General features: G+C 45.0%; 28 protein-coding genes. 1 reads left to right on the top strand and 27 read right to left on the bottom strand.

Going from position 1 to position 23932, the window contains the following annotated elements; genetic code table 11:
* Positions 1-168 precede the first annotated feature (168 nt).
* The 5 genes from M3193_RS02680 to M3193_RS02660 are packed head-to-tail and all read right to left on the bottom strand — an operon-like array spanning position 169 to position 4646.
* Positions 169-1152 carry a biotin--[acetyl-CoA-carboxylase] ligase gene (locus M3193_RS02680; RefSeq protein ID WP_251624244.1) on the bottom strand — a complete coding sequence of 328 codons (984 nt, stop codon included), beginning with the start codon at positions 1150-1152 and terminating at the stop codon, positions 169-171.
* Positions 1130-2320, bottom strand: a complete 1191-nt coding sequence (locus tag M3193_RS02675; protein WP_251624243.1) for a CCA tRNA nucleotidyltransferase — start codon at positions 2318-2320, stop codon at positions 1130-1132. The genes M3193_RS02680 and M3193_RS02675 overlap by 23 nt, the downstream gene beginning before the upstream one ends.
* Complete coding sequence (gene bshA, locus M3193_RS02670) at positions 2317-3450, bottom strand: N-acetyl-alpha-D-glucosaminyl L-malate synthase BshA (RefSeq protein ID WP_251624242.1); 1134 nt, start codon at positions 3448-3450, stop codon at positions 2317-2319. Before bshA ends, M3193_RS02675 begins: the two co-directional genes overlap by 4 nt.
* Positions 3451-3474: 24 nt before the next feature.
* Complete coding sequence (gene dapB / locus M3193_RS02665) at positions 3475-4275, bottom strand: 4-hydroxy-tetrahydrodipicolinate reductase (RefSeq protein WP_251624241.1); 801 nt, start codon at positions 4273-4275, stop codon at positions 3475-3477.
* Positions 4275-4646 carry a nucleotide pyrophosphohydrolase gene (locus M3193_RS02660; protein ID WP_435372010.1) on the bottom strand — a complete coding sequence of 124 codons (372 nt, stop codon included), beginning with the start codon at positions 4644-4646 and terminating at the stop codon, positions 4275-4277. Before M3193_RS02660 ends, dapB begins: the two co-directional genes overlap by 1 nt.
* Positions 4647-4718: 72 nt before the next feature.
* On the opposite strand from M3193_RS02660, the gene M3193_RS02655 reads away from it, so the two are divergent.
* A complete protein-coding gene (locus tag M3193_RS02655) occupies positions 4719-5591 on the top strand; it encodes a YitT family protein (RefSeq protein WP_251624239.1) in 873 nt (290 codons plus the stop codon).
* 335 nt (positions 5592-5926) lie between these two features.
* Here the strand turns inward: M3193_RS02655 and M3193_RS02650 are convergent, their stop codons facing one another.
* The 22 genes from M3193_RS02650 to M3193_RS02545 form a co-directional block, all read right to left on the bottom strand.
* Positions 5927-6598, bottom strand: coding sequence for a zinc metallopeptidase (locus tag M3193_RS02650; protein ID WP_251624238.1), 672 nt, complete (start codon positions 6596-6598; stop codon positions 5927-5929).
* A 70-nt stretch (positions 6599-6668) separates the two neighbouring features.
* Entirely contained in the window at positions 6669-7274 is a 606-nt protein-coding gene (locus tag M3193_RS02645) for a DUF1405 domain-containing protein (protein WP_251624237.1), read from the bottom strand.
* Between the two features lie 92 nt (positions 7275-7366).
* Entirely contained in the window at positions 7367-8137 is a 771-nt protein-coding gene (locus M3193_RS02640) for a menaquinol-cytochrome c reductase cytochrome b/c subunit (RefSeq protein WP_251624236.1), read from the bottom strand.
* Between the two features lie 55 nt (positions 8138-8192).
* On the bottom strand, positions 8193-8867 hold the full coding sequence (gene qcrB / locus M3193_RS02635) for a menaquinol-cytochrome c reductase cytochrome b subunit (protein WP_060208191.1): 675 nt from the start codon (positions 8865-8867) through the stop codon (positions 8193-8195).
* Between the two features lie 22 nt (positions 8868-8889).
* Complete coding sequence (locus tag M3193_RS02630; protein WP_251624235.1) at positions 8890-9393, bottom strand: ubiquinol-cytochrome c reductase iron-sulfur subunit; 504 nt, start codon at positions 9391-9393, stop codon at positions 8890-8892.
* Between the two features lie 220 nt (positions 9394-9613).
* Positions 9614-10063 carry a DUF2487 family protein gene (locus tag M3193_RS02625; RefSeq protein WP_251624234.1) on the bottom strand — a complete coding sequence of 150 codons (450 nt, stop codon included), beginning with the start codon at positions 10061-10063 and terminating at the stop codon, positions 9614-9616.
* A gap of 57 nt (positions 10064-10120) precedes the next feature.
* On the bottom strand, positions 10121-10672 hold the full coding sequence (locus M3193_RS02620) for a ReoY family proteolytic degradation factor (protein WP_251624233.1): 552 nt from the start codon (positions 10670-10672) through the stop codon (positions 10121-10123).
* A 1-nt stretch (position 10673) separates the two neighbouring features.
* Positions 10674-11936 carry a tetratricopeptide repeat protein gene (locus tag M3193_RS02615; protein ID WP_251624232.1) on the bottom strand — a complete coding sequence of 421 codons (1263 nt, stop codon included), beginning with the start codon at positions 11934-11936 and terminating at the stop codon, positions 10674-10676.
* 42 nt (positions 11937-11978) lie between these two features.
* On the bottom strand, positions 11979-13283 hold the full coding sequence (gene aroA, locus M3193_RS02610; RefSeq protein ID WP_251627191.1) for a 3-phosphoshikimate 1-carboxyvinyltransferase: 1305 nt from the start codon (positions 13281-13283) through the stop codon (positions 11979-11981).
* Between the two features lie 19 nt (positions 13284-13302).
* Positions 13303-14418: a prephenate dehydrogenase gene (locus M3193_RS02605; RefSeq protein WP_251624231.1), complete on the bottom strand. Its 1116-nt coding sequence runs from the start codon at positions 14416-14418 to the stop codon at positions 13303-13305.
* Entirely contained in the window at positions 14411-15514 is a 1104-nt protein-coding gene (hisC, locus tag M3193_RS02600; RefSeq protein WP_251624230.1) for a histidinol-phosphate transaminase, read from the bottom strand. The genes M3193_RS02605 and hisC overlap by 8 nt, the downstream gene beginning before the upstream one ends.
* Positions 15515-15541: 27 nt before the next feature.
* Positions 15542-15907 carry a chorismate mutase gene (gene aroH / locus M3193_RS02595; protein ID WP_251624229.1) on the bottom strand — a complete coding sequence of 122 codons (366 nt, stop codon included), beginning with the start codon at positions 15905-15907 and terminating at the stop codon, positions 15542-15544.
* Positions 15904-17010: a 3-dehydroquinate synthase gene (gene aroB / locus M3193_RS02590; RefSeq protein WP_251624228.1), complete on the bottom strand. Its 1107-nt coding sequence runs from the start codon at positions 17008-17010 to the stop codon at positions 15904-15906. Before aroB ends, aroH begins: the two co-directional genes overlap by 4 nt.
* A 1-nt stretch (position 17011) precedes the next feature.
* On the bottom strand, positions 17012-18193 hold the full coding sequence (gene aroC / locus M3193_RS02585) for a chorismate synthase (RefSeq protein WP_251624227.1): 1182 nt from the start codon (positions 18191-18193) through the stop codon (positions 17012-17014).
* A 152-nt stretch (positions 18194-18345) separates the two neighbouring features.
* Positions 18346-19116: a CheR family methyltransferase gene (locus M3193_RS02580; RefSeq protein ID WP_251624226.1), complete on the bottom strand. Its 771-nt coding sequence runs from the start codon at positions 19114-19116 to the stop codon at positions 18346-18348.
* 309 nt (positions 19117-19425) lie between these two features.
* Entirely contained in the window at positions 19426-19872 is a 447-nt protein-coding gene (ndk, locus tag M3193_RS02575; protein WP_251624225.1) for a nucleoside-diphosphate kinase, read from the bottom strand.
* 88 nt (positions 19873-19960) lie between these two features.
* Positions 19961-20935, bottom strand: coding sequence for a polyprenyl synthetase family protein (locus M3193_RS02570; protein ID WP_251624224.1), 975 nt, complete (start codon positions 20933-20935; stop codon positions 19961-19963).
* Positions 20936-20960: 25 nt separating this feature from the next.
* Positions 20961-21656, bottom strand: coding sequence for a demethylmenaquinone methyltransferase (locus M3193_RS02565; protein WP_251624223.1), 696 nt, complete (start codon positions 21654-21656; stop codon positions 20961-20963).
* A gap of 18 nt (positions 21657-21674) precedes the next feature.
* Complete coding sequence (locus M3193_RS02560) at positions 21675-22409, bottom strand: heptaprenyl diphosphate synthase component 1 (RefSeq protein ID WP_251624222.1); 735 nt, start codon at positions 22407-22409, stop codon at positions 21675-21677.
* A gap of 45 nt (positions 22410-22454) precedes the next feature.
* Positions 22455-22676, bottom strand: a complete 222-nt coding sequence (gene mtrB / locus M3193_RS02555) for a trp RNA-binding attenuation protein MtrB (RefSeq protein ID WP_251624221.1) — start codon at positions 22674-22676, stop codon at positions 22455-22457.
* A gap of 71 nt (positions 22677-22747) precedes the next feature.
* Positions 22748-23311 (bottom strand): GTP cyclohydrolase I FolE, encoded by a 564-nt coding sequence (gene folE, locus M3193_RS02550; protein WP_251624220.1) that lies wholly within the window; start codon positions 23309-23311, stop codon positions 22748-22750.
* Between the two features lie 249 nt (positions 23312-23560).
* Positions 23561-23833 carry an HU family DNA-binding protein gene (locus M3193_RS02545; protein ID WP_037561579.1) on the bottom strand — a complete coding sequence of 91 codons (273 nt, stop codon included), beginning with the start codon at positions 23831-23833 and terminating at the stop codon, positions 23561-23563.
* Between the last annotated feature and the right edge of the window lie 99 nt (positions 23834-23932).

Genomic DNA, 23932 nt, shown 5'->3' with positions numbered 1-23932 from the left:
GCAGAAGGATTGTGTACAAACGATTTTTGGTTTCCTCCGTCCCTGTCTTATACAAGATCAAGGCAGATCTTATTAGGTTTTCTGACAAACAGTTAGCTCTGAAGGTGCAATTCCGGTTGATACTGCCCTTCGCCATAACTATAGCAAATCAAGGAAGATTTGTATAGTTCAATCTTTGAGGATGACATCCGCTGAATAGATGCCTCGAACTGTACCGTTGTTGAGCCGCAGTTCTAATAGCCCTTCTTCTGAAATGCCTAAGGCGGTGCCTTCGACCGTTTCATTTAACATGACAGCCTGGATTCGCTTGCCTGCTATATTGGAATACCCCTCCCAAAGCAATTTGATCGGTCCGAAGCCGTGTTTCTCATACATTTTCGTATACGATTCAATAAAGAAAAGGATTTCGGCGATCAGCTTTGCGCGATCGATGTGCTTTCCGCCGGCAATCTTCAAGGAAGTCGCGATCTCAATCAGTTCTGATGGAAAATCATCTTTATCCTGATTGACGTTCATACCGATTCCGAGAATAATCGCTTTTACGCGATCGGGCTCGGATTGAAGTTCAGTCAGTATGCCCGTCACCTTCCTGTTGTTGATCAATATATCATTCGGCCATTTGATCGTCGCTTCAATGCCGGCGACATTTTCAATCGCTCTAACAATTGCGACGGCAGCCACAAGTGTCATTTGCGGAGCCTGCTGGGGCATGAGGGAAGGCCTGATGATCAAACTCATCCAAATCCCTTTTTGGGCTGCTGAATCCCAAGGACGGGACAGTCTCCCCTTGCCGGCAGTCTGCTCCTCTGAAACGATGAGTGTACCGTCGGGCGCATCTGACTGTGCAGCGTCATGCGCCAGTATTTGGGTCGAACCGCAACTGACATGATAATCGATTTTCCTGCCATAGGTTGCTGTCTGTAAATACTTCTTTATATTTGCGGCGTTCACGAGATCCGGCGAAGCGATAAGCACATATCCTTTTTTACGGATGGATGCGATTTCATAGCCTTCCTCTTCAAACTCTCTAATATATTTCCAAATTGCTGTTCTGGACAGTCCGAATTCATCCGCAAACTCCTGTCCGGAAATCGGATTTCCTTGAGCTTCAAAAAGTCTTTTCAACAATTCACTCTTGATGTTCGTATTCACTTAGAAACCATTCCTTTATCTTTTCCGCATCGTTCGGATAAATTTGATGGAGCACCGAATGTTCGATTTTCCGCATCCATTCTCCAACCCATCTGCCGCCCCTTTGGTTTGTCCACTCCATCAGGTCTTTCCCGTCGACTTGAAGATCATCTTTGGAATGGATCGGGAGGCTTTCTTTCATTAGATTCATTTCTCTAATGGAAATACCGGGTTCTGATGGATAAATGGCTTGCCAAACTTTTTCGGTTGCAATCAACACGTCCAATGTAAAGCGGTAATAATCATCAACCGTGAATCGACTCGCCTGCCTGTTAGCAAACGCATTTTGGACGTCTGCCAGAAAATCCTTCTCTCGATTGGAAAGTTTATAAGCCTTCGCAATCTCTCCAGCCGAAAAATGACCGGCCAACATTAATGCGGACCACCCTTGCTCCGCTGTTGAATATGGTGCGCAGTTCGATACCAGATGAACATCATTCGGAAATAGGGGCATATGCTCCGATAGGCGGGTATCCGCTATCATTTCAAGTGCTTTTCCTGCAGCTGTCCCCTTCCATAACTTATCCATCTCCACTTTGATTCGTTCGACGGAAACATGAACGATACTAGCGGCATTATCTTCAATTGCCTGTAGGGTATGTTGCTCGATCGCGAACCCTAAAACAGAAGCAAAGCGGACAGCGCGGATCATGCGCAGCGCATCCTCATGAAATCTGTCTGCTGCGTTGCCGACTGCCCGGATTCGACGGCTCTTAAGATCTTTGATGCCTCCGAAAGGATCAATCAGTTCACCTGTCAATGTCAAAGCCAAAGCATTTATAGTGAAATCCCGGCGCTGCAGATCCTCTATCAGAGACCTGACGAATTTCACTTCATCAGGTCGTCTATGATCCGTATATGTACTTTCCGTACGGTACGTCGTCACTTCGATCGGTTCGTCATCCAGAAGCACTAGTACTGTGCCATGTGCAATTCCGACATCAATTGTGTGGGAGAAAACCCGCTTTACTTCTTCCGGAGTCGCAGACGTGGCAATATCGAAATCGGACGCCTCCTTGCCAAGCAAATGGTCCCGGACCGCCCCGCCTACAAATACCGCTTCGTATCCTGCATCCTCCAATTGACGGACGACTTTCCGACTCGGTGCAGTTCCAAATTCCGATGTCATGTTAAACCCGCCACCCTGTAGTACAGTTCTTCATATTCGAGAACAATTGAGGCAGAATTGAATTTATCATGTACTGTCCTTAATGCACTCTCGCGGAAACTTTCATGCATGATTGGATCTTTGAGGAGCAGTTTCGCTTTCATTGCTGCAGCTTCCACGTCCCCCAGCTCGACAAGGAATCCATTATCCCCATCCTCGATCACTTCAGGAATTCCGCCAATATTTGTTGCAATCGCTGGCACGCCGCAAGCAAATCCTTCCAGCAGTACAAGACCGAACGCCTCTTTCTCGGATAATAGGAACATGACATCGCTGATTGCTAGAAGTTCCGGCAAGTCATCACGTTTTCCTGTGAAAATAATATCTTTTTCCAATCCTTCTTTCCTTGCCTTCTCCATCATTTCAAGCTTTTCCGGACCCGTTCCTACCAATAATAATTTCGCATCGATGTCCTTTCGGATAAGTTTGAAACTATCGATAATATCGCCTATCCTTTTGACGCTGCGGAAGTTAGAAATATGGATGATGACCTTTTCATAATCTCGGATTCCCATATCGCTCTTTAATGAACCCGGATCGACCGGCCGGTATTTCTCTTCATCGATGAAATTATAAATTGTCAGAATTTCATTTTGAGGCTCAATTAATGAAAGCGTATCCTGCCGCAGTGATTCCGAAACAGCTGTCGTTATATCCGATTTGTCAATTCCGTAACGGACCGTGTTTTTCAAAGCAGGATCATGACCTAGAATTGTGACGTCCGTTCCATGCAATGTCGTAATGACACCAATGTCGGAATTAGCCATATCTTTGCCCAGAGCTGCTGAAATGGCATGCGGCACTGCGTAATGGACGTGCAAAAGATCAAGTCCTTCCTCTTCAATCACCCGTGCAATCCGATTCGCCAGAGCAATATCGTAAGGCGGATATTTGAAAACGGCATACCCGTCAATCTTCACTTCGTGGAAATAAATATTCGGTTGGACATCCGGGACACGGAAAGGCCTGCTAGAAGTGATAAAATGCATTTCATGCCCCCTATCCGCCATTTTCAATCCGAGTTCTGTCGCGACAACACCCGAACCTCCAACTGTTGGATAACATATTATACCGACTTTCAATTTTTTCATATACTGCACCTCTTCCACCAAACGTTAATCGATAATATTCTCCAAGCCATACACAAGATCTTTCCGACCAATTACTTCCCGAATTGCCATCATGATGCCTGGCATAAAGCTCTTCCTATCAAATGAATCATGTCGAATCGTCAATAATTCCCCTTCGCCTCCGAGAAGCACTTGCTGATGGGCAAGAAGTCCAGGCAACCGGATGCTGTGGATTTTCATCCCTTCCACATCCGCTCCGCGAGCCCCTTCCAAATGGACTTGCTCTTCAGGATGTCCTTGGATATGAGCCGGCCTGATTTCTTTTATCATCTCTGCTGTTTTTACTGCCGTTCCTGAAGGGGCATCCAATTTCCGGTCATGATGCATTTCCAGGATCTCCACATCCCCTAAATAGCGGGCCGCCTGCGCTGCGAATTTCATCATGAGCACTGCGCCGATTGAAAAATTCGGCGCGATGATTCCTCCGATACGTGTCGATTCCACCATTTCAAAAATGGTTTCCAGCTCCTGCTTCGTCAGGCCGGAAGTCCCAACAACCGGATGGACGCCTAGCGACAAAGCATCTTTCACATTTTTGAATACAGCATCCGGATCAGTCACATCCAACAGTACGGCTGGTTGAAGCTCCGCACAAAGCTGTGAAAGCGATGTATAGATTGGAATACCTTGTTGCTCATCATTTATAACACCGTTATGTAAATGCAAACCATCGTATTTATAATCAAGAGCAGCTACCACTTCTGCATCTTTTGCTGCTTCTATCGCTTCTATCGCCGTAGTCCCCATTCTTCCCCGTGCTCCAGCAATGGCCACTTTTATCTTCATCAAAAATCCTCCTTTTTTGTCCATCGGTCTGCATCGCGCTCTTTAAATTTATTCAGTACACCCATAAGTGCGTCTTCTAAGCTGATGCCTTGTGAATTTGCAAAACATACGAGAACAAATAGCAAATCACCTGTCTCTTCTTCCAATGATTTTATTTCTTCACTATCCTTTTTCTTCTTCATGCCGTATACATGCTGGACTTCCCGAGAAAGTTCCCCCAGTTCTTCTGTTAGCCTGGCCAACATTTCCATCGGAGGGAAATAGCCTTCTTCAAAGCCCGATATGTATGAATGGACTTCTTCTTGCAGGTTTTTCATCGTTTTAGCTTGTTCCAATTTGCTTCCGTCCCCTTCATTTGTTATCGTATTCATTCATAGGAGTATTGTCAAAATTTCTGTAATGAACGACAATGTAAATGCGCACCAAGGAAAGGTGGTCATCAATTGCTTAATGGAATAAAATTTAAAAATATCTTTTTTATCATTTTGGGCGCCGCCATTTTTAGTTTTGGCCTTGTACATTTCAATATCCAGCATGAACTTGCGGAAGGCGGATTCACTGGAATCACACTTATCCTTCTATTTGCCTTCAAGTGGGATCCCGCGATCATGAACCTTCTGTTGAACATTCCGATGTTCATCATCGGGTGGAAACTGCTCGGGAGGAAAGTTTTCATTTACACAGTTATCGGCACAGTCGCGGTATCAGTCTTTTTGAAAGTCTTCATGAAATATCAGTTCAGCATCCACTTGGAGGGGGATATGTTCCTTGTCGCCCTGTTTGCAGGGGTTTTCATCGGAGTTGGGCTCGGCATCATTTTCCGGTATGGCGGAACAACTGGCGGTGTAGATATTATCGCACGTTTGGCGCATAAGTACATAGGCTGGAGCATGGGAAAGACAATGTTTATGTTTGACGCGTTCGTTATTTTGCTATCTTGGGCGGTCTACTTGGATCATCGGTCCATGATGTACACGCTTGTCGCGTTATTCGTCGGCGCCAGGGTCATCGATTTTGTACAAGAAGGTGCTTACGCTGCTAAAGGGGCTTTCATTATTTCGGAGTCCCAGGATGAGATCGCGTCGTCGATCACGTTGGAAATGGATCGGGGCGTCACTGTTTTCAGAGGTTATGGCCATTTCACGAAATCGGACCGTGAGATATTATATTGCGTCGTTGGCAGAAATGAAATGATGCGTTTGAAAAATATTGTTACATCAATTGATCCGCATGCTTTTGTTTCGGTTACGGATGTGCATGATGTGTTGGGCGAAGGATTTACACTTGATGATCAGAAACGGCCTTTGGATCATTGACGAACACCGTATGTTTAAACGGATTTCCGTTGCAGGCGGACGCTTTCCAGGGGGCGGGCGGTGTAGCCAATCGGACAACGAAGAGTCCGATTTTCCGTATTTCTGCGCTCTTTGCAGAAATTAAGGTATCCTACATTATCCTGCTCCCTTAGGGTCGCAAAACAACACTGCTCGCAACGCTGCGCTTGTGCTCGCAAACGCCGTTCTTCGTAACGGCGTTCGCTGTTCCCGCTGGAGTCGCCGCCTTACGCTCCAATCCTTAGAAAGTTCATTCATCACTTGAGAATAAAAAAAGTTAAAGTAAAAACCCGACCAATTGCGGTCGGGTTTTAGTTTTAGTCTCTGCTTTGAAAAATAAGAATGAGGCGGAGCAATTCCATTACGGCTACTGCTGTGGCAGCGACGTATGTCATTGCAGCAGCGCTCAATACTTTTTTCGCGTGCGGCTCTTCTTCGTTACGAATGATCCCTAGCTCAACAATTTGGTTCATTGCACGGCTAGATGCATTGAATTCTACCGGCAGTGTTACGATTTGGAATAAAACGCCGACTGCCATCAAGACGATACCAATTCCGAGTAAGGAATTCATACTTGAAAAGATCAAACCGGCGATAATGAATCCCCAAGAAGCATTCGATGTAATATTGGCTACGGGTGCCAAGCGATGGCGGAAACGCAAAAATGCATAAGCTTCAGCGTCTTGGATCGCGTGTCCAACTTCATGGGCTGCAATTGCAGTACCTGCAACTGAAGCTTCATGGAAGTTTTGGGATGATAAGGCAACCGTTTTAGTTAATGGATTATAATGGTCAGTCAAAAAACCTTTGCTTTCAACGACTTTGACATCTTGTAAACCATTTCGATCAAGGATCAGACGTGCAACTTGTGCTCCGTTCATACCAGATGTCGAGCGTACTTTCGCATATTTATTATACGTACTTTTCACTTTGAATTGGGCATACAACGGAAGCAAAATGATAATACCCAGGTAAACCAAAAATGACATTTATGTTTCCCCTCCCTTTCTATCTACTTCTATTTTATAATGAGCCCGAACTAACCGCAACTTTTTGCTATCACACTATAGCTTTTACCCTTTTTTTCCTATTCTCCCACAGAATATAAGCCAATGCGATGCACGCAATGGAGAGCCAGAATGTAAAGTAGCCAATTTGCTGCATATGTTTCATCAAGTCGTAGTAAATCGGCATTTGGCCGAATACATAATCGATGACATCATTGTGCAATGTCCAAATTGCTGCAATAACGATATGTCTTAATTCAAAACGGTACAGAGGACTATAGAGGACCGCCTGGACCGCCATTGCGAAATGGGAGCCGATCAGCATCCAACCGACAGGATCTAAGTAGCCATTTTCCAACATAGTGAGCAGGTTCATGACAACAGCCCAGAGACCGTATTTGACAAGTGTAATCAATGCCAGTGCCTCAATGATTTTGAAATTCCTGCCAATCAGCCATCCGATGATCGCAAGCGTGAAAAACAGGCTTGCCGTTGGGCTGTCCGGAACGAAAATCCAAAATTTCGGTTCTGTTATTTTCAACTGCCACATATACCAATCGTAGCCGTATACTGTGCCGAGCAGATTGATGAATAGTAAAATCCAAAGGAATGATTTATGAGTTAACAAGAACCAAATTCGATCGACTAGAGAAATCATGTCCATCTCCCCAAACACAAGTATGTTAGTAATTATGTATAATAGTTTGTAAAAAAAAAGAGTCAGTCACCTGACTCTTTTTTCGTGTTGAATTACTCTGCTGTTTTCAAGTTCGCTAGGAATTCTGCAAGAACTTGCAATTCTTCCTCTGAACCTGTCCACTGATTTGCAGGCATTGTGCCAATACCATTATGCGCAATGTCGACAATCTCTTCTGGTGTATGGCCAGTGTCAATTAACGCTGGTCCTAAACCACCTTGGAAAGCGTCACCATGACAGCCGATACATGAAGATCCTGCGTAAATCTGATAACCTTCAGAATTCTCATCGAATTGAGCTTCTTCAACGATCGCACCTTGTGCTTTCGCTTTTTCCCAGTCATGGTTCACAACGGATTCCCATGTCAAATAGAAAAGCGCTGCGAAAGAAAGGAGCATGAAAGCAGTCGGAAGAGGGCGTTTAAATGGACGACGCTCTTTCGATGTATCCATGAAAGGAACTAGCATTAAAGCTCCGATTGCCAAGCCTGGCATGATGATCGCTCCGATGACGTTATACGGTCCGGATGCGAATTCATACTTAAGCAATTGGTACATGGATAGGAAATACCAGTCTGGAACCGGTATGTATGTTGTATCCGTAGGGTCTGCTTGACGTTCAAGCGGAGACGGATGGGCAACTGTCAGGATTAAATATCCGATTAGGAAGATGGCACCAATGATCCACTCTTTCAAGAGGAAGTTCGGCCAGAAAGCTTCTGTTTTACCCGGATATTCCGAGTAGTCTTTAGGGACGTTCGGCATCTTGCCTTCAGCTTTGATGCGCGAGTCACCAACAAATTTCATACCTTTTCCGCGTTGCATTTTGTCCCCTCCTTATTCTAGTTTCAGACAATCAACATCGTTTCCGATGTGAATCTTATAGCGGACCGGAGATTCCTTGTCTTCTGATCATGATAAAGTGTGCCGCAAGCAACCCAAGCAAAGCAGCAGGTAGGAAAAATACATGAATCGCAAAGAATCGTGTCAATGTTTGAGCTCCAAGGATAGTGGAGTCACCAGCTAGAAGGATTTTAATCTGCTCACCGATGAATGGCACCGATGCCGCAATTTCAATACCTACTTTTGTTGCAAACAACGCTTTCATATCCCAAGGCAATAAGTAACCAGTGAACCCTAGACCTAACATCGTGACGAAGATCAAAACGCCGACGATCCAGTTCAATTCACGAGGCTTTTTATATGAGCCTGTAAAGAATACACGCAGTGTATGCAAGAACATCATAACGATAACAAGCGATGCTCCCCAGTGGTGCATCCCACGCACAATCTCACCGAATGCAACTTCATTTTGAAGATAGTAAACGGATTTCCATGCATTTTCAATATCCGGGGTGTAGTACATTGTAAGGAACATACCTGATAGAATCTGGATGACCGTTACGAAAAACGTCAAACCTCCGAAACAATAAATGAATGCAGAAAAATGATGTGCAGGGTTTACGTGCTCAGGTACTTCGTGGTCAGCGATATCACGCCAAATCGGGGTGATATCCAACCGTTCGTCAACCCAATCATAAATTTTATTCAGCACTTCGGTCGTACCCCCTTACATATTAAACTAATGTGTTTGGAACCGTCTTTCCAAGATGTACATAGCCATCCACGACTTCGACCATAAACTCATCAAGCGGTCCGAGTGGTGGAGTTCCCGGTATGTTTTTACCGTTTTTCTCATAACGTCCATTATGGCATGGGCAGAAGAATTCATTCTTATGCTTTTCGTCGCCTTCCCAGTTCACTGTGCATCCAAGGTGCTTACAGACTGGAGAAAGCGCGATGATCGTATCGCCTTCTTTATAGACCCAAGCGGTGTTCGATACATCGGATTTGTACCATGCATCTTTACGATCTTTAATAGTAAAGTCAACACGTACAGGAGTTTCAGACAACTCGTCCACTTTTTGTGGAGTCGGAATGAAATCACCTTCACCTTTTGGTTGCAATACTGGATCGACCGCAAAGCGGACCATCGGCATCAATGTAGCTGAAACCATGAATCCACCGACACCCATTAATGTATAGCTTAGGAATTGGCGTCTAGACACTTTGCTGCTCATCAGTTTCCCTCCTCTTACTCCAAGTTCCGTCCAACGGACATACTTTTACTAATTGTAATACTAGGACATATCTATGATATATCAATATTAATGTAAATTCAATCATGCTTTCAGCTGTATGTACAGATTGTGAACATTTCATGAATTTTACACATGTCCCATTCATATCCACCCGATGATCATTATTCCAACGTGAAGAATTCATACCCTAGAAAACCGATTATTGTTTCGCCCATTCCTCCGTAAATTTCGGGAGTGCTTGGCGCAGTTGATCCTCCAGTATTGATTGCCGTAAAGAAGCATCCATGTTTTCAAGAGGGATGGAAGGCATCCAGATGACTTGTCCTGGCAACTCCATTGCTGTCCAAGTATGATCCGTTGTCAAGAAAAAAACATGTTTGAAAGATGTTGCGGAAAATTCCCGCAATGTTGTTTGCGCCATGTGTTGTTGATCCGTTCCCGATGTGTAAGCAAAAGGTGGAGCAAACATCATCCTCCCTTTGAATTGTGTTTCAATAAGGGAAGCCAAATGCATGACGAATTCTGTCGAAGAAGCGCTTGTCTTCATATTATCCATCTTCGTTTCAACTTTTACAAGCGGTATCACCAACGTATCGATATATTCTCTTTGAAGCAAATATGTATCCATGTCCTTGCCTGTCCAATTCATAGTTAAATAGCCTCCTAAAAATATCATACAAATGACTCCGTCAGGAAGACGGAGTCATTACTCTTTTGTGATTTTCATGTCGTTCAGCATTGCCGATAGAATGAGGAACCGTTCCCGGTCATTGGCATCAAGCGCTTCATCCACCCTCCTCATAAGCAAATCCAAGGACATAGAGGCGGCACTTTCTTCGAGCAGCTGCTCGGCAATCTTCCGATCACGTGCACTCACCTGAAGCTCAGCAGGAAGGAAGGGATTTTCCTCTCTTACGCTCGCATATTGAGGACATGCATGGCTGTTCGGAAAGTTCAGCTGAATATACATTTTTTCATCAGGATGGAGCCGGAGATCATGGAATGATTTTTCCGCATCTGCTGTCATCAGATTGCCTTTGTAAAACCGGAAAGGGATGCTTTCAGAGTTTATTGTAGAAATCACCATCGCCCTCGGACAATAATGTGCCTCATCCGTAAAGTGGACGTTTTGAAGTAGTTGTTCATGGCTTAGAAGATAATTCAGAATCCACACACATTCCCGGCGCTTCAGTTTATAGCGCTTTAAAAACCACCTTACGAAGTCTTTTTTGGCAGCGACAGGAATCATGGCTGTCATATCACACCTCCTCGTCATTCAACGTTTCAAGAAAAGCGGTCCATTCCTCAGGTTGTTCTAGCTTTACCAACGTCTTTACTACTTCGATAGCTTCATCACGTTTTCCTTCATCCAAAAGGAATCTAGCGTATTTATCCAGAAAAGATGGATCATCCTTCATTCCAACATATGCCTTACTGTAAGATACGTATGCATGTGCATATTGTTCCTCTCTTTCCAGTGCATATGCTTTGAAAGCCGACAATAATGGAATATCCATCTGCTCTTCATTCAATTCGGTCAGTAATGATAATAATTTTTCGTCTTCTTCCTGCTGATTATAAAGGGATGCGAGTGTGACGATCGCATCTATATATTCGGGATCCAGCGCAATCGCATGCTGTAAATGTTCTTCCGCTTCAAGGGGGAGTCCGAGCTTCAATGCAGATTTACCTGCGGACAGGCGGAGTTCTTTGTCAAATTCGTCCCGCTTGATGCCCTTCTCAAACAAGTCATATGCTTGTTCATCGTCGCCCAATTGAGACTGCGCCTGGCCAGCAAGCATATAAGCGGAGAAGTAATCAGGATCCATTTCAATCAATTGTTCTAGCAACTGCACCGACTTTTCCGGCTGGCTACTCTGGTAGTAAGCAAACGCTGCACCGAATAGCGTATCGGGAAGCTGATCGTCTTTCAAAAGTTTTTCGTAATATGGCAGCGCTTCCTCATATGCAGCTCCTGCGCTATATGTCTCAGCCAATCTGAGCGGTATCAGTGTACTAGCAATTTCATTATGGCCTTCATTGTAAAGTTCGGTGTAAAGTTTTGCAGCTTCAAGATATCTCCCTGCATCTAACAGCAATTCGGCATATGCGAAACGGATGACAGGCTCATGAGGTGATCGCGACAGAGCCTCTTTCACCTTTCCAATAGCAGCCTCTGCCATGCCGATCATTTGGTAATAGTCAGCAAGCGCTAGCAATGCCTGGGTATACTCCTCCTGATCTTGCGTCACTTCTGACAGCAACAGCAATGCATCATCTTCCTCGCCAAGCTCCATCAATGTGTTGGCCCGGTCAATCTTTAATTGAGCTTCATCAGGCATATAGGTTATCAACATTTCGTAAATATGGTCGGCTTGTCCGACATATCCGTAATCGACCAATAAACCTGCAGCCTCATATAGCAAGTCAAAGTCCCCTGATTTTTCCACCCGATCAATCAAATCATTTAGTAGCCCGATATCACCATCGAGTACCGCTTTTTCAAAATCATGTAACTGCATCATATTTTCACCTGTTCCTTCATGTTGTATACATTAGGAAAATTATTCTTCACTACGTGCTTTGACGAGTTGGGATAAATGTTCAAAGAAGTTCGGATAGGAAATCGCGATGCAGGATGGGTCTTCAATGTGTATAGGACCAGCTGACACCAAAGCCGCAATGGCAGCCATCATCCCTATCCTGTGATCACCGTAGGATTTCAATTCTCCCCCTGTTAGGGAAGTCGGTCCTTCAATGATCATCCCGTCCTCTGTCGCTACCACCTTCGCGCCGAGCTTCATCAGTTCATCCGTGACGGCGGCAATGCGGTCCGTTTCCTTGACGCGCAGTTCAGCAGCGTCCTTGATGACTGTTGTTCCCGTCGCTTGTGTTGCGAGCAACGCGATGATCGGCAATTCATCGATAAGTGTCGGTATGATTTCTCCGCTTATCTCTATCCCTTCCAATCGGGAATGCGCCACTTTAACTACTCCATAATGTTCGCCTTTTTCGCCGTTATGTTCAAGTATTTCCACTTCTGCACCCATTTGACGCAGCACATCAATAATTCCTGTTCTCGTCGGATTCAGACCGACATTAGTAAATACCACTTCACTGTCTTTGATCATAGCAGCCGCCGCCATGAAGAATGCCGCGGATGAAATATCACCTGGAACTAGTACGTCCGTCCCCGATAAAGCTTGTCCTCCTTGGATGCGTACCGTATTTCCATCCTTGAGAAGCTTAGCTCCGAACTGTTGAAGCATCCTTTCCGTATGATCTCTTGAAATGGCAGTTTCTCTTATCACTGTTTCTCCTTTTGCGCTTAATCCGGCAAAAAGGATTGCAGATTTCACTTGTGCACTTGCCACAGGCATTGTATAGTCAATTCCTTCAAGCGTTGAACCGACAACCGTCAGCGGAAGGAAATCGCCCCCCTCTTCGCCTGAAATATCAGCTCCCATTAATTGCAAAGGAGTGGTCACTCTTTTCATCGGTCGCTTTGATAAGGAAGCGTCTCCTGTCAGGGTGGATGTGACCGCCGAAGCCGACAATATACCGAGCATCAGTCGGGCCGTTGTGCCGGAATTCCCCGCGTACAACTCTTCAGTAGGAGCGACCCATTTCGTAATCCCCGGACTTGTAATTAAGACATCAGTTCCACTGCGCTCAATCGAGACGCCTAATCGCTTGAAAATTTCGATTGTCCGTAAGCAATCTTCTCCATCGAGGAATCCTTTTATCCTCGTGCGGCCCTCAGCTATAGACCCTAACATGATAGCACGATGAGAAATTGATTTGTCCCCCGGCACTTTTACAGAACCTTTTACTATCGGCTTGTTGAATGTCACTGTTTTTGTTTCCATCATGAAGAGCCCTCCCTATTTAGAGAATATGCATGCTGTAATCCGTTTTTTTTGCAAGGATCGTCCTAGCATCCTTCCGATCATCCGCCGTTTGAAAACTGATGACAAGGATTCCGTACACGTCTGTTCGCGTTTCTACGATCCGAATATTCGTTATGCTGATTTGCTCATCAGCAAGTATTTTTGTGATTTCGGATATGACACCTGGATGATCAGGTATATCGATATGCAAATCGAAGGTCATATACAGTGCTCCTTGCACCGCCCCTTTGAAAGTGGAAGGCAATTGATCCCGGAACTCCTTTGCATCGGAAAAGAAATCATAAATCCGGTCGGGATCGTTTTCAAGGATCATCGTCCGGATTGAATTCATTTCCCGTAACCAGCCATCCAGTTGGTCAAGCAATTCATCCCGATTCTGAATTGTAATGTCCCGCCACATCGTCGGATCTGCTGAGGCGATCCGTGTAAGGTCGCGGAAACCGCCGGCAGCTAAATCTTTCACGAATGGCTGTTCTTTTTCCTGGTCAGCGAGCCTGCCGACAAGTGAAGAGGCGATAATATGAGGGAAATGACTGACAATCGCTGTCATCCGATCATGCTCAGCCGCGTCCAAAATGACGATTTTGCCTTTAGTTGGCGTCAATAGATTGGACAGCCTATCAATTTGTTCTGGGTTCTCACGATTGCTAGGCGTCAAAACATAATATGCATTTTCAAACAGATGCCCTTTCGCTGCCGCGATGCCGCTTTTATGGGAACCTGCCATCGGATGCCCGCCGATGAATGTCACTCCTTTGGCCTGAAGTCCCTCGGCAGCTAGCATGATCGGATTTTTTGTACTTCCTGTATCCGAGAGAATGACATTTTCTTTAAACGTCCATTCGGAAGCTTCTTCCATCAATGCGATTGTCGTATTCACAGGGGTCGCAAAAATGATATAATCCGCCTTTTCACATGCCGCTCTTGCTGAAGGTGCAATCGTATCAATGATGCCTCGGCGGTACGCTTCGTCTGCAGTTTTATATGAACGGTCAAATCCTGTTATATGAAATTTGTTGCCGCCGCGCTTTAATGCTAGCGCCAAAGAACCCCCAATGAGGCCTAATCCAATAATTGCTACATGATCATTCATTGCTTTCTACCTTTTCTTGTAATAAAAGAGTGAATGCGTGAAGCAATCCCGAATTCTGTTCATCCGTTCCGATTGTAATTCTGATGTATCCCGGAGTTCCGAGTGCATTTCCGCTTCTAACGATATAGCCGTGTCGTAAGAGGTATTCAGTTGCTTCATCAGCATCTCCGGGTACTTCCATTAATACAAAGTTTGTTTCCGAATCATACATATGGATTCCTCTTTCAGAAGCGAAAGAGCGATAACGTTTCCTCTGTTTTTCATTTAACTCCCGGCACATATCGATGAATGCATCATCTTCCAGTGCCTTTGTTGCAACTGCTACAGCCAACGTATTGTTGTTGAATGGATTTCTCACTTTATTGAGCTCAGTGATGATTTCGGGTGAGCCAACCGCATACCCCATTCTGAAGGAAGCTAAGCCATACGCTTTCGAGAAAGTACGCAGTACCAGGATGTTGGGGAACCGATCTAGAAGTGCAACTGAATCGACATGATCAGGATCTGTTACGTATTCAAAATAAGCCTCATCCAGTACGACTAAAATATCTTCGGGAACCCGCTCCAAAAAGCTTTCCAGTTCGGATTTTGGAATAAGACTTCCTGTCGGATTATTCGGATTGCATACCCAAATGATTGCCGTCCGTTCATTAATGGCTTCGATAAAATCGTTCAGGTCATGATGTTCATCCTTCAAAGAAATCTCCGTTATATCTGCACCTTCAATTTTAGCATTATGGGCGTATTGTGGAAATGACGGAGTCGGCATAATCGTATGCACTTTTTCGTCAAGCAATGCACGTGAAATGATTGAAATGATTTCATCCGAACCATTACCGAAAAGGATCGACGCTTCTTCAACACAATGTTTCTCTGCCAGTTTTGCACGAAGGGTTGTCCCGTGTCCGTCTGGATAGATCTCAAACGGCATTGAGGCACTGCTTAAAAACTCGGCAACTGTAGAAGCGCAACCGTAAGGATTTTCATTTGAAGCCAATTTCACGACATTCGTTAAGTGATAAGCCTGTTTCACTTCTTCAGTCGATCTGCCAGGTTTATAAGGTTTTATAGTAGATAAAACTTGTTTCCACTGCATATGTACTCCTCCGGTCTACATGTATTTTTAGTTTTGCAAGTCTGGCCGCAACTTCACTGCTTCGTTTTGATAAATGTGCTTGACGTCCTTTTGATGTGTCTCAGAATTGACATGCATAAGAATCCGTATGCATAGCGGCATTGATCCCGGAACGTCCATTTCATGCGTACACATGACCGGTACATATTTCCATCCATCCAATGTCCTGACTGCTTTTGCAGGAAATGCCGATTCAATGTCTCGTGTAGTTGAAACGATGACTGAAACAATATCGCCTGGAGCTATGCCGTTTTGCCTAGCCATTTCCAGCACCAATGTTCTTGTAGCTTCGAGTACCCCGTCAGTTTCATCTGAGACAACGGTAGTCGCCCCTCTTATTCCTCTAACCGTCATGACCGCTCCCCCATTCCGATTCTATTCTGCAATTCAAAAAAAGCCTGTTCACATTCCGCCGCTGAAACCTTTTTAACAAAAGGCTTGCCCAACTTCTCTAACATGACGAAATTCATTTCGCCGAAAGAGGCTTTTTTATCTTTTTCCATGTAAACAAGGAAATTGCTAAATGAATGCTCTACTACAGGATCAAACGAGTATCCATTGTTTTTTGCAAACAGGATGAATTTGTTTGTAAAAGCTGCTTCAATCGTTCCATGCTGTTCACTGAGTAAGAAACTGTATGCCATTCCAATCATGACGCATTCCCCGTGACTCAACCCTCCGAAACCGCAAACGGCTTCAACAGCATGGCCGAATGTATGGCCGAAGTTCAGGAATTTCCTTGTCGAATGCTCGAATTCATCTTCCGCAACGATATTCGCCTTCACTTGAATCCCTTTTAGAAGCTCTGCTGCTAACCACTCTTCCGTCGGATTAGAAAACGTCCCTTCTTCCAGCAATTTTTCTGACCAGTTCTCATCGGAAATGAAAGCATGTTTGATCAATTCCGCCATTCCAGAACGGATTTCACGCGGCGGCAGCGTTGTTAACAACTTAGTATTGAAGAGTACCGCTGCCGGCTGATGGAAAGAGCCGACCATGTTTTTCCCTTCCGGCAGATTGATGGCGGTCTTGCCGCCTACTGCACTATCGTGTGCCAGAATTGTCGTAGGGCATTGTATAAACCTGATCCCCCTCATGTATGTAGCGGCGACGAATCCGGTTAAATCCCCACATGCCCCTCCCCCGAATGCAATGAGCAGGGAATTCCGAGTGAAATTCTTATTAATTAAATAGGATTGGCATTCGAAATAGACTTCCTGCATTTTGCATTTTTCCCCCGAAGGGACGATCTTTACAAGAGGTGCAACATCCGCTTTTTGTAAAGCGGCGAGTAGAACGGACAAGTGCAGGTCAGCGGCATTTTTGTCAGCAATGATGCCTACCCGATCGGCGCTCTGCAACAAGTCTTTATAATCGGATGAAAACAAATCGTACACACGTTCTCCAATATGCACGTCATATTTTGCATCGGGCAATTGAACGGTCAGTTTCCCCATATCAAAACCCCTTTACATAGTCTCGGTATCGTTCAATTTCTTCCTTCAAGCCTTCAATCGTATCTGAACGGAATTCCTCCATGATCGCTTTTGCCATTTCAGTCGCAATAACGTGCTCCGCAACGACAGAAGCTGCCGGCACCGCACAAGGATCCGATCTTTCGATTGTTGCTACGAATGGTTCTTTCGTATCGATATCCACGCTTTCAAGCGGCTTATACAATGTCGGAATCGGTTTCATGACGCCTCGGATGACAATCGGCATGCCTGTCGTCATACCGCCTTCCAGACCACCAAGCCGATTTGACTTGCGGTAGTAGCCGAGCTCTTCTGACCAGGCAATTTCATCATGAACCTCACTGCCAGGTTTTTGCGCCATTTTAAAGCCCAAACCGAATTCAACCCCTTTGAACGCATTGATGCTCATCATCGCTCCCGCAAGCTTTCCATCCATTTTGCGATCGAACTGTACGTAGCTTCCTATACCTGGCGGGCATCCTTCCACAATGACCTCCACGACCCCTCCAAGCGTGTCTCCACGTCCTTTAATGTCATCAATGGCAGCAACCATCCGGGCTGATGCTCCCTGATCTGCGCAATAGACTGGATCGTTTTCGACAATCACTCGCAGTTCATCCATTGTAAGTCCCGAATAAGCGTCCGGATCGGTTGTAATCCCGCCGATTTCCGTTACATGAGCGACAGTCCGGATGCCTAGTTGATGAAGAAACTGTTTAGCTACAGCACCCACCGCCACGCGCATCGTCGTCTCTCTCGCAGAGGATCGTTCCAACACATTCCGTAGATCACGGTGTCCGTACTTCATGCCGCCGACAAGATCCGCATGCCCCGGCCGTGGTCTTGTGATCTGTCTTTTGACGTCTTGAGGATTCATGTCTTCCGCCAATGGTTCGACTCCCATGATTCTTGTCCAATGCTTCCAGTCGTCATTGACGACAGTCAGCGTAACAGGCGACCCGAGCGTCTTCCCATGACGTACACCGGATGTGATAAGCACCTGGTCTTTTTCTATTTGCATCCGACGGCCACGCCCATGCCCACCTTGACGCCTTTTCAATTCATTGTTTATCATTTCTGCCGTCAATGGCATTTGAGCAGGCAATCCTTCAATAATGGCTGTCAATTGTGGTCCATGTGACTCGCCAGCTGTAAAAAACCTCATTTCATTTCCTCCTTTATCTCTTTTCTTAAGGATGGAGTAAACATCCGTTTCATAGCACTTTATCAAACTAAAACAATTTTGACTATAGGTATTAATGAAAAAATCCGGATATTTTCCGGATTTAAAGGATAATTGCTATAAACTGCTATTCACTAAAGCTTTCTGTAAAAGAATGTCTCCACGGATTCAAAGCCGTATTTAGATGGATTAAATATCTGTTCGGTGCTCCCGACGAACAGTATTCCACCTGGAGCCAGTGCTTTTGAAAAATCGGTGTAAATTTGGTCTTTTGCCTCTTCTGTAAAGTAAATCATCACATTCCTGCACACAATAAGGTCAAAACCTGTACCATAGGGATCGCCTAAAAGGTTTTGCTGTTTAAATTGGACTGTCTGTTTAATTTCATCCTTCACTTGGTAGTGCTGTCCTTCATTGACAAAATACTTGTCCAAGATAGGTTTAGGAACTTCTTTCAAAGACCGTTCTTGGTAAAGGCCGACCTTTGCACGTTCCAATACCCCCGCATCGAGATCCGTAGCTAAAATCGAAATATCCCGCAATGGCAAGTGAGATGATAGGACCATGGCGAGGGAATATGGTTCTTCCCCTGTGGAACAGGCTGCACTCCATATTTTCAGATTTTTGTTTCGGGCTAACAGCATGGGGAAGATTTTCTTGTCGAGGACATCCCAACGCTGGGCGTTCCGGTAGAATTCCGAGACATTGATTGTCATTCTATCGAGGAATTCGTTCAGGAGCTGTTTATCATTATGTATGGCCGAATAATAGTCGGTAAAGTTATGGAATCCCAATTTCTCGTATAGGGAGGTAAGCCTTCTTTTCATTTGGGCCTCTTTGTATAGTGATAAGTCGATTCCGGTCTTCTTCTTTATTTTCGATATGAAATCGATGTAATCTGACATGATTAATCCCCCTGGTACTCTTTTTCCCTATTATACCATAGGATTTACGCTTCAGACGGACGCTTTCCAATCGAACAGCGCAAGGTTCGATTTGCCGTATTTCTGCGCCTTTTGCAGAAATTAAGGCAGCCTGCTCCCAACGCTTCGCTTTTGATCGCAAAAGCCGTTCTCCTTGACGGCTTTCGCTGGAGTCGCCGTCTTCCGCTTCAATCCTTACTATAAACCTGTTAGGTCATCAGTATTAAATAATGAATAATAATAAATAAAAACAGCCAAGCATTTGACCGCTAGGCTGTTTATAAATATTTATTAGTTGATCCAGCTTACCATTGATTTGTCATAGTTGACGAGTTCTTCTTCTTTGAAGAAAAGACCGATTTCACGAACAGCTGATTCAGGTGAATCTGAACCGTGGATGATGTTTTTGCCGACAGTGACAGCGAAATCGCCGCGGATTGTGCCTGGTGCAGATTCTTTCGGATTTGTCGCACCCATCATTAAGCGTGCAGTCGAGATTACGTTTTCACCTTCCCAAACCATTGCGAAAACTGGTCCGGAAGTGATGAAGTCTACAAGCTCCCCAAAGAAAGGACGCTCCTTATGTTCGCCATAATGCTGTTCAGCAAGCTCTTGGCTGATTTGCATCAATTTAGCGCCAACCAATGTGAACCCTTTGCTTTCGAAACGGTTTACAATTTCACCGATCAAATTACGTTGAACGCCATCAGGTTTAACCATTAAAAATGTTTTTTCCATTTATAAACACTCCTTCACGTATGTATGGAATTTTATCCTTACTGATCGTACCACTCGGGACACGATCTTTCAACTGGTAGGCTGTTGCTCAGAACTTTCTTTTTCCGAGGAAGTCCGCAATTTGCAGCAGTGACTTCTTTGCTTCATTATCCGGCAATGACTCCACTTCCGCTATCGCTTTCCTCAAGTACATATCGCTCACTTGCTGTGATTTTTCTATCGCGCCGGATTCTCGGATATAGGTGAGCATCCGGCTCCGCTCCTCTTCCGTCAATGAACCGTCAAATGAACGGTACAGGAATGGCTGGAATTCGGGATCATCTTTTATGTATAGCGTCGGCAACGTCAAATGTCCATTTAACAGATCACTGCCGGCAGGTTTGCCGAGTTTTTCATCTGTCGATGTGATATCGAGTATATCATCTACAATTTGGAAAGCCATTCCCGCAAAATAGCCGAATCGTTTCAGCTTACCGACAACATCCGGGCTTGCATGGGAGACAAGCGCCCCCAATTCACAGCTGGATGAAAGCAATAACGCCGTTTTCCTTTTGATGCGGCGCAGGTAGTCACGGAATGTCTGATCCGTTTTTTGCTGGTATTCAAATTGGATGATTTCACCTTTACAGATCTCCAGCATCGTTTCAGCAAGCAGTTGATGAACAGCAGGCATTTCAATTTCGCCGATTGAGACGAGCGCACGCGAAAAGATGTAGTCGCCGGTATACATGGCAATCCTGTTATTCCACCTTGCCTTCACTGTCTCAAAGCCTCGGCGGAAGTCGGAATCGTCGATGACATCATCATGAACAAGGGACGCCATATGGATCAATTCCAAGGATACTGCCACTTTCGCCACATTTTCCATCGAATATTCACCGAACTTGGATGAAAGGATGACAAATATCGGACGTATCCTTTTTCCGCCTGCCCGCAGGAGCAGGAGGGAGGCTTGCCGAATGACCGGGGAAGAGGAATCGACGGATCGTTCTAGTTCTTTTTCAATGAATGAAAGATCCTTTCGGAAATCTGCGTAAAGCGACATTAACTTCAATTTCTCCAAGACGATTACCTTCCCCTACTTGCAATTATTTGAACGCGATGTGCCCGGCTGCAGCCCCACCGCTGTACTTCTTAAAAGATACATCATGAAAACCGGCATCTACGAACATTTGTGCAAGCTGCTTTGATCCCGGAAAATCATCCGCCGATTCTTGCAGCCATGAATACTCTCTGTAACTCTTAGCGAAAATCTTGCCGAATAAAGGCATAATGAACTTAAAATAAAAGCGGAATAATTGCCTGTATACCGGGATCTCCGTTTGCGAAGTCTCCAGGCACGCAGCCATACCACCCGGTTTCAAGACCCGGTGCATTTCCTTCAGCACTTGTCCATAATCAGGAACGTTGCGTAGACCGAATCCGATCGTCACATAGTCGAAGCTATTATCAGGGAATGGCAACTCCATTGCGTTCCCTTGAACTAGATCAACGTTTTCGTATTTGGCGACTTTCGGCCTTCCGGACGCAAGCATGCTCTCACTAAAGTCTAGACCGGTCACTTTTCCTTCCGGTCCTACAGCCTCGGCCAAGGAGATTGTCCAATCTGCTGTTCCGCAGCAAACATCCAATGCGCTGGATCCTTTTTGGACATTCATTCGTTTCATAATATCGTCTCGCCATTTTATATGTTGGTTGAAACTTATGACGGAATTCATCTTATCATAATCAACGGCGATCTTCTCAAAGACGTGATGGACTTTCTCTTCTTTGGACGTCCCCATATGTCTTCCCTTCTTTCTCTAAATAGGCTTGCCCAAGAGTGGTGTTGCAAACCTATGGATTTCCTGCCTTAAGAACGGGGTCAAAAATCCCGCTTCTGCTAGGTGATTTTGCAACCTCGAAGTTAAAATGGAAATCGCATCTTCAACAGCGGTTTTTTTAATCCTATTTCCCGCCCATACTTGCTCGACGGCCGGATCTTTCATCAACTTCTTGAAAAACCAGATAAGACCCAGTGCCGTTTCGGCAATTTCTGAATATCTAGTTAAGCCATATCTGTTTTGAAACTCAACGATACATCCCGATTCTATGCTGATCATCGAGTCGATCAGCAACTCAATTCCATCATTGTCTTCCATTAACAGATTTGTTTTTGTCTCATTTATATGCCCAATCATTTCCGACATGGAAGTAATGAGCTGGAAGTCTGGAAGCGATGACAATAAACGATAATGGATGCCGCTGAAATGATCTCCGGAGAGGACCATCAGTTGTTGCTCCTTTGACGTTGCGTCCAAGATGTCCACTCTGTCATGCATATCGAAGGCCGCATGTACAGCGCCCACCGCAATCGCAGATATATTCATCTCAGAGGTCCACTCCTCGTTGTTCAACATAGGTAAGAGGAGGAAAAACGCCTTCGCTTCGTCAAGCGGCATCTTCCCAAGATCCCTGTTCAATATGGGCTCTTGTATAGAACGTTCGACTTCGCTTATATAATTTTGAATATATCGATTGATAGTTTGTCTGTCCATCTTCGGTTCTCCATTCAAAGACCATATGTGTAGGGTCCTGTATGTCTATTCTTTTCCATCGCTGTAGACAATACCATGTGCCGAGTGGATTTCGGCTTTGCCGCGGATTTTCATTGCGGACGTATGCTCAGTGAACTGGGCAATCATCACTTCCCCGCGATCTAACTTTTCGGTGTGATGGAATTTCGTGTCATTGCCCCTAGTGAGACCAATGACGTTCACTCCATCTTCTTGCGCCTTAATCATGATAAATTCAGGTTGTGACATGTTCTCATCTCCTGTCATCCATATACATCCCATCATATCATAGAAATGAATTGATCCGCAAAGGCATCAGATCACTTCAGAAGAGACAGAATTTCTGCTCTCTTCACATCATCGTGCTCGTAGATTCCACGTGCGACAGTTGTTATTGTTTTTGCACCAGGCTTTTTAATTCCTCTCATCGTCATGCACATATGTTCCGCTTCAATGATGACATAGACGCCGATCGGATTGAGCATATCCATCATCGCATTTGCAACAGTGGATGTGATCCTTTCCTGCAACTGGGGCCGCTTCGCAGTCGTTTCGACAGCCCTTGCCAATTTGCTAAGTCCAGCGACTACCCCGTCGCGCGGTATGTATGCGATATGAGCATGCCCAAAGAATGGGACAAGGTGATGCTCACACATCGAATGGAACGGAATGTCCTTCACAAGCACCACTTCATCATGGTTCTCGTGGAATACCGTCTCGAAATATTGTTTTGGATCTTTATGTAGTCCCTCAAAAACTTCTGCGTACATTTTCGCGACCCTTTTTGGGGTGTCGAGCAAACCTTCACGTTCGGTGTCTTCCCCTATTGCTTCAAGGATCATCGAAACCGCTTTCTCTATCTTACCGAGATCCACTTCTCTCATACAGACTTCCTCCTCATCCCAATCTAATGCTATTCCTTCAAAGATAGTAGCATACTCGCATGAATACGTACAGCGAGCGCCGTTACGAAGAACGGCGTTCGCGAGCACAATCTTAGCGTTGCGAGCAAAAGAACGTAAAGCAACTGCCTAAGTTATATGGATGCACTTTGTCAGCCTTAACTAAAAGGAGCCCGTCCGCGTTTATGTCGATGAGACATTTGCGGAGGGGCTCCTATGTAAACTTAAAGATTACTTAACAGCATCTTTAAGCGCTTTACCTGCTTTGAACGCAGGAACTTTGCTTGCTGCGATTTCGATTTCTTCACCTGATTGTGGGTTGCGGCCTTTACGGGCAGCACGCTCACGCACCTCGAAGTTACCGAATCCGATCAATTGTACCTTGTCACCATTTGCAAGTGTAGATTGGATTGTATCGAATACAGCTTCAACCGCTTTAGTAGCATCTTTTTTCGTCAGACCTGCCGCTTCGGCAACTGAGTTGATCAATTCTGTTTTGTTCACACCATTCACCTCCTCTCAAAGGTTATAGTCTTTGTCCAGCTCTAGCTGGCAGCAAAACGCCACCTGGAGCTTTTCTTTGAACACTGTAAAAAGAGTAAC

The organism is Sporosarcina luteola (genome assembly GCF_023715585.1).
GTDB lineage: Bacteria > Bacillota > Bacilli > Bacillales_A > Planococcaceae > Sporosarcina > Sporosarcina luteola_D.
Note: the sequence above shows the minus strand (reverse complement) of the source record. Positions and strands in the feature narration are given on the sequence as shown.

What these genes read in the sequence shown, in the direction of transcription:
- M3193_RS02675 (WP_251624243.1), bottom strand. Translation starts at nt 2,320, where the DNA reads ATGACATCGGAATTTGGAACTGCACCGAGTCGGAAAGTCGTCCGTCAA.
- bshA (WP_251624242.1), bottom strand. Translation starts at nt 3,450, where the DNA reads ATGAAAAAATTGAAAGTCGGTATAATATGTTATCCAACAGTTGGAGGT.
- dapB (WP_251624241.1), bottom strand. Translation starts at nt 4,275, where the DNA reads ATGAAGATAAAAGTGGCCATTGCTGGAGCACGGGGAAGAATGGGGACT.
- M3193_RS02660 (WP_435372010.1), bottom strand. Translation starts at nt 4,646, where the DNA reads ATGAATACGATAACAAATGAAGGGGACGGAAGCAAATTGGAACAAGCT.
- M3193_RS02650 (WP_251624238.1), bottom strand. Translation starts at nt 6,598, where the DNA reads ATGTCATTTTTGGTTTACCTGGGTATTATCATTTTGCTTCCGTTGTAT.
- M3193_RS02645 (WP_251624237.1), bottom strand. Translation starts at nt 7,274, where the DNA reads ATGATTTCTCTAGTCGATCGAATTTGGTTCTTGTTAACTCATAAATCA.
- M3193_RS02640 (WP_251624236.1), bottom strand. Translation starts at nt 8,137, where the DNA reads ATGCAACGCGGAAAAGGTATGAAATTTGTTGGTGACTCGCGCATCAAA.
- M3193_RS02630 (WP_251624235.1), bottom strand. Translation starts at nt 9,393, where the DNA reads ATGAGCAGCAAAGTGTCTAGACGCCAATTCCTAAGCTATACATTAATG.
- M3193_RS02625 (WP_251624234.1), bottom strand. Translation starts at nt 10,063, where the DNA reads ATGAATTGGACAGGCAAGGACATGGATACATATTTGCTTCAAAGAGAA.
- M3193_RS02620 (WP_251624233.1), bottom strand. Translation starts at nt 10,672, where the DNA reads ATGACAGCCATGATTCCTGTCGCTGCCAAAAAAGACTTCGTAAGGTGG.
- M3193_RS02615 (WP_251624232.1), bottom strand. Translation starts at nt 11,936, where the DNA reads ATGCAGTTACATGATTTTGAAAAAGCGGTACTCGATGGTGATATCGGG.
- aroA (WP_251627191.1), bottom strand. Translation starts at nt 13,283, where the DNA reads ATGGAAACAAAAACAGTGACATTCAACAAGCCGATAGTAAAAGGTTCT.
- M3193_RS02605 (WP_251624231.1), bottom strand. Translation starts at nt 14,418, where the DNA reads ATGAATGATCATGTAGCAATTATTGGATTAGGCCTCATTGGGGGTTCT.
- hisC (WP_251624230.1), bottom strand. Translation starts at nt 15,514, where the DNA reads ATGCAGTGGAAACAAGTTTTATCTACTATAAAACCTTATAAACCTGGC.
- aroH (WP_251624229.1), bottom strand. Translation starts at nt 15,907, where the DNA reads ATGACGGTTAGAGGAATAAGAGGGGCGACTACCGTTGTCTCAGATGAA.
- aroB (WP_251624228.1), bottom strand. Translation starts at nt 17,010, where the DNA reads ATGGGGAAACTGACCGTTCAATTGCCCGATGCAAAATATGACGTGCAT.
- aroC (WP_251624227.1), bottom strand. Translation starts at nt 18,193, where the DNA reads ATGAGGTTTTTTACAGCTGGCGAGTCACATGGACCACAATTGACAGCC.
- M3193_RS02580 (WP_251624226.1), bottom strand. Translation starts at nt 19,116, where the DNA reads ATGTCAGATTACATCGATTTCATATCGAAAATAAAGAAGAAGACCGGA.
- ndk (WP_251624225.1), bottom strand. Translation starts at nt 19,872, where the DNA reads ATGGAAAAAACATTTTTAATGGTTAAACCTGATGGCGTTCAACGTAAT.
- M3193_RS02565 (WP_251624223.1), bottom strand. Translation starts at nt 21,656, where the DNA reads ATGGGGACGTCCAAAGAAGAGAAAGTCCATCACGTCTTTGAGAAGATC.
- M3193_RS02560 (WP_251624222.1), bottom strand. Translation starts at nt 22,409, where the DNA reads ATGGACAGACAAACTATCAATCGATATATTCAAAATTATATAAGCGAA.
- mtrB (WP_251624221.1), bottom strand. Translation starts at nt 22,676, where the DNA reads ATGTCACAACCTGAATTTATCATGATTAAGGCGCAAGAAGATGGAGTG.
- folE (WP_251624220.1), bottom strand. Translation starts at nt 23,311, where the DNA reads ATGAGAGAAGTGGATCTCGGTAAGATAGAGAAAGCGGTTTCGATGATC.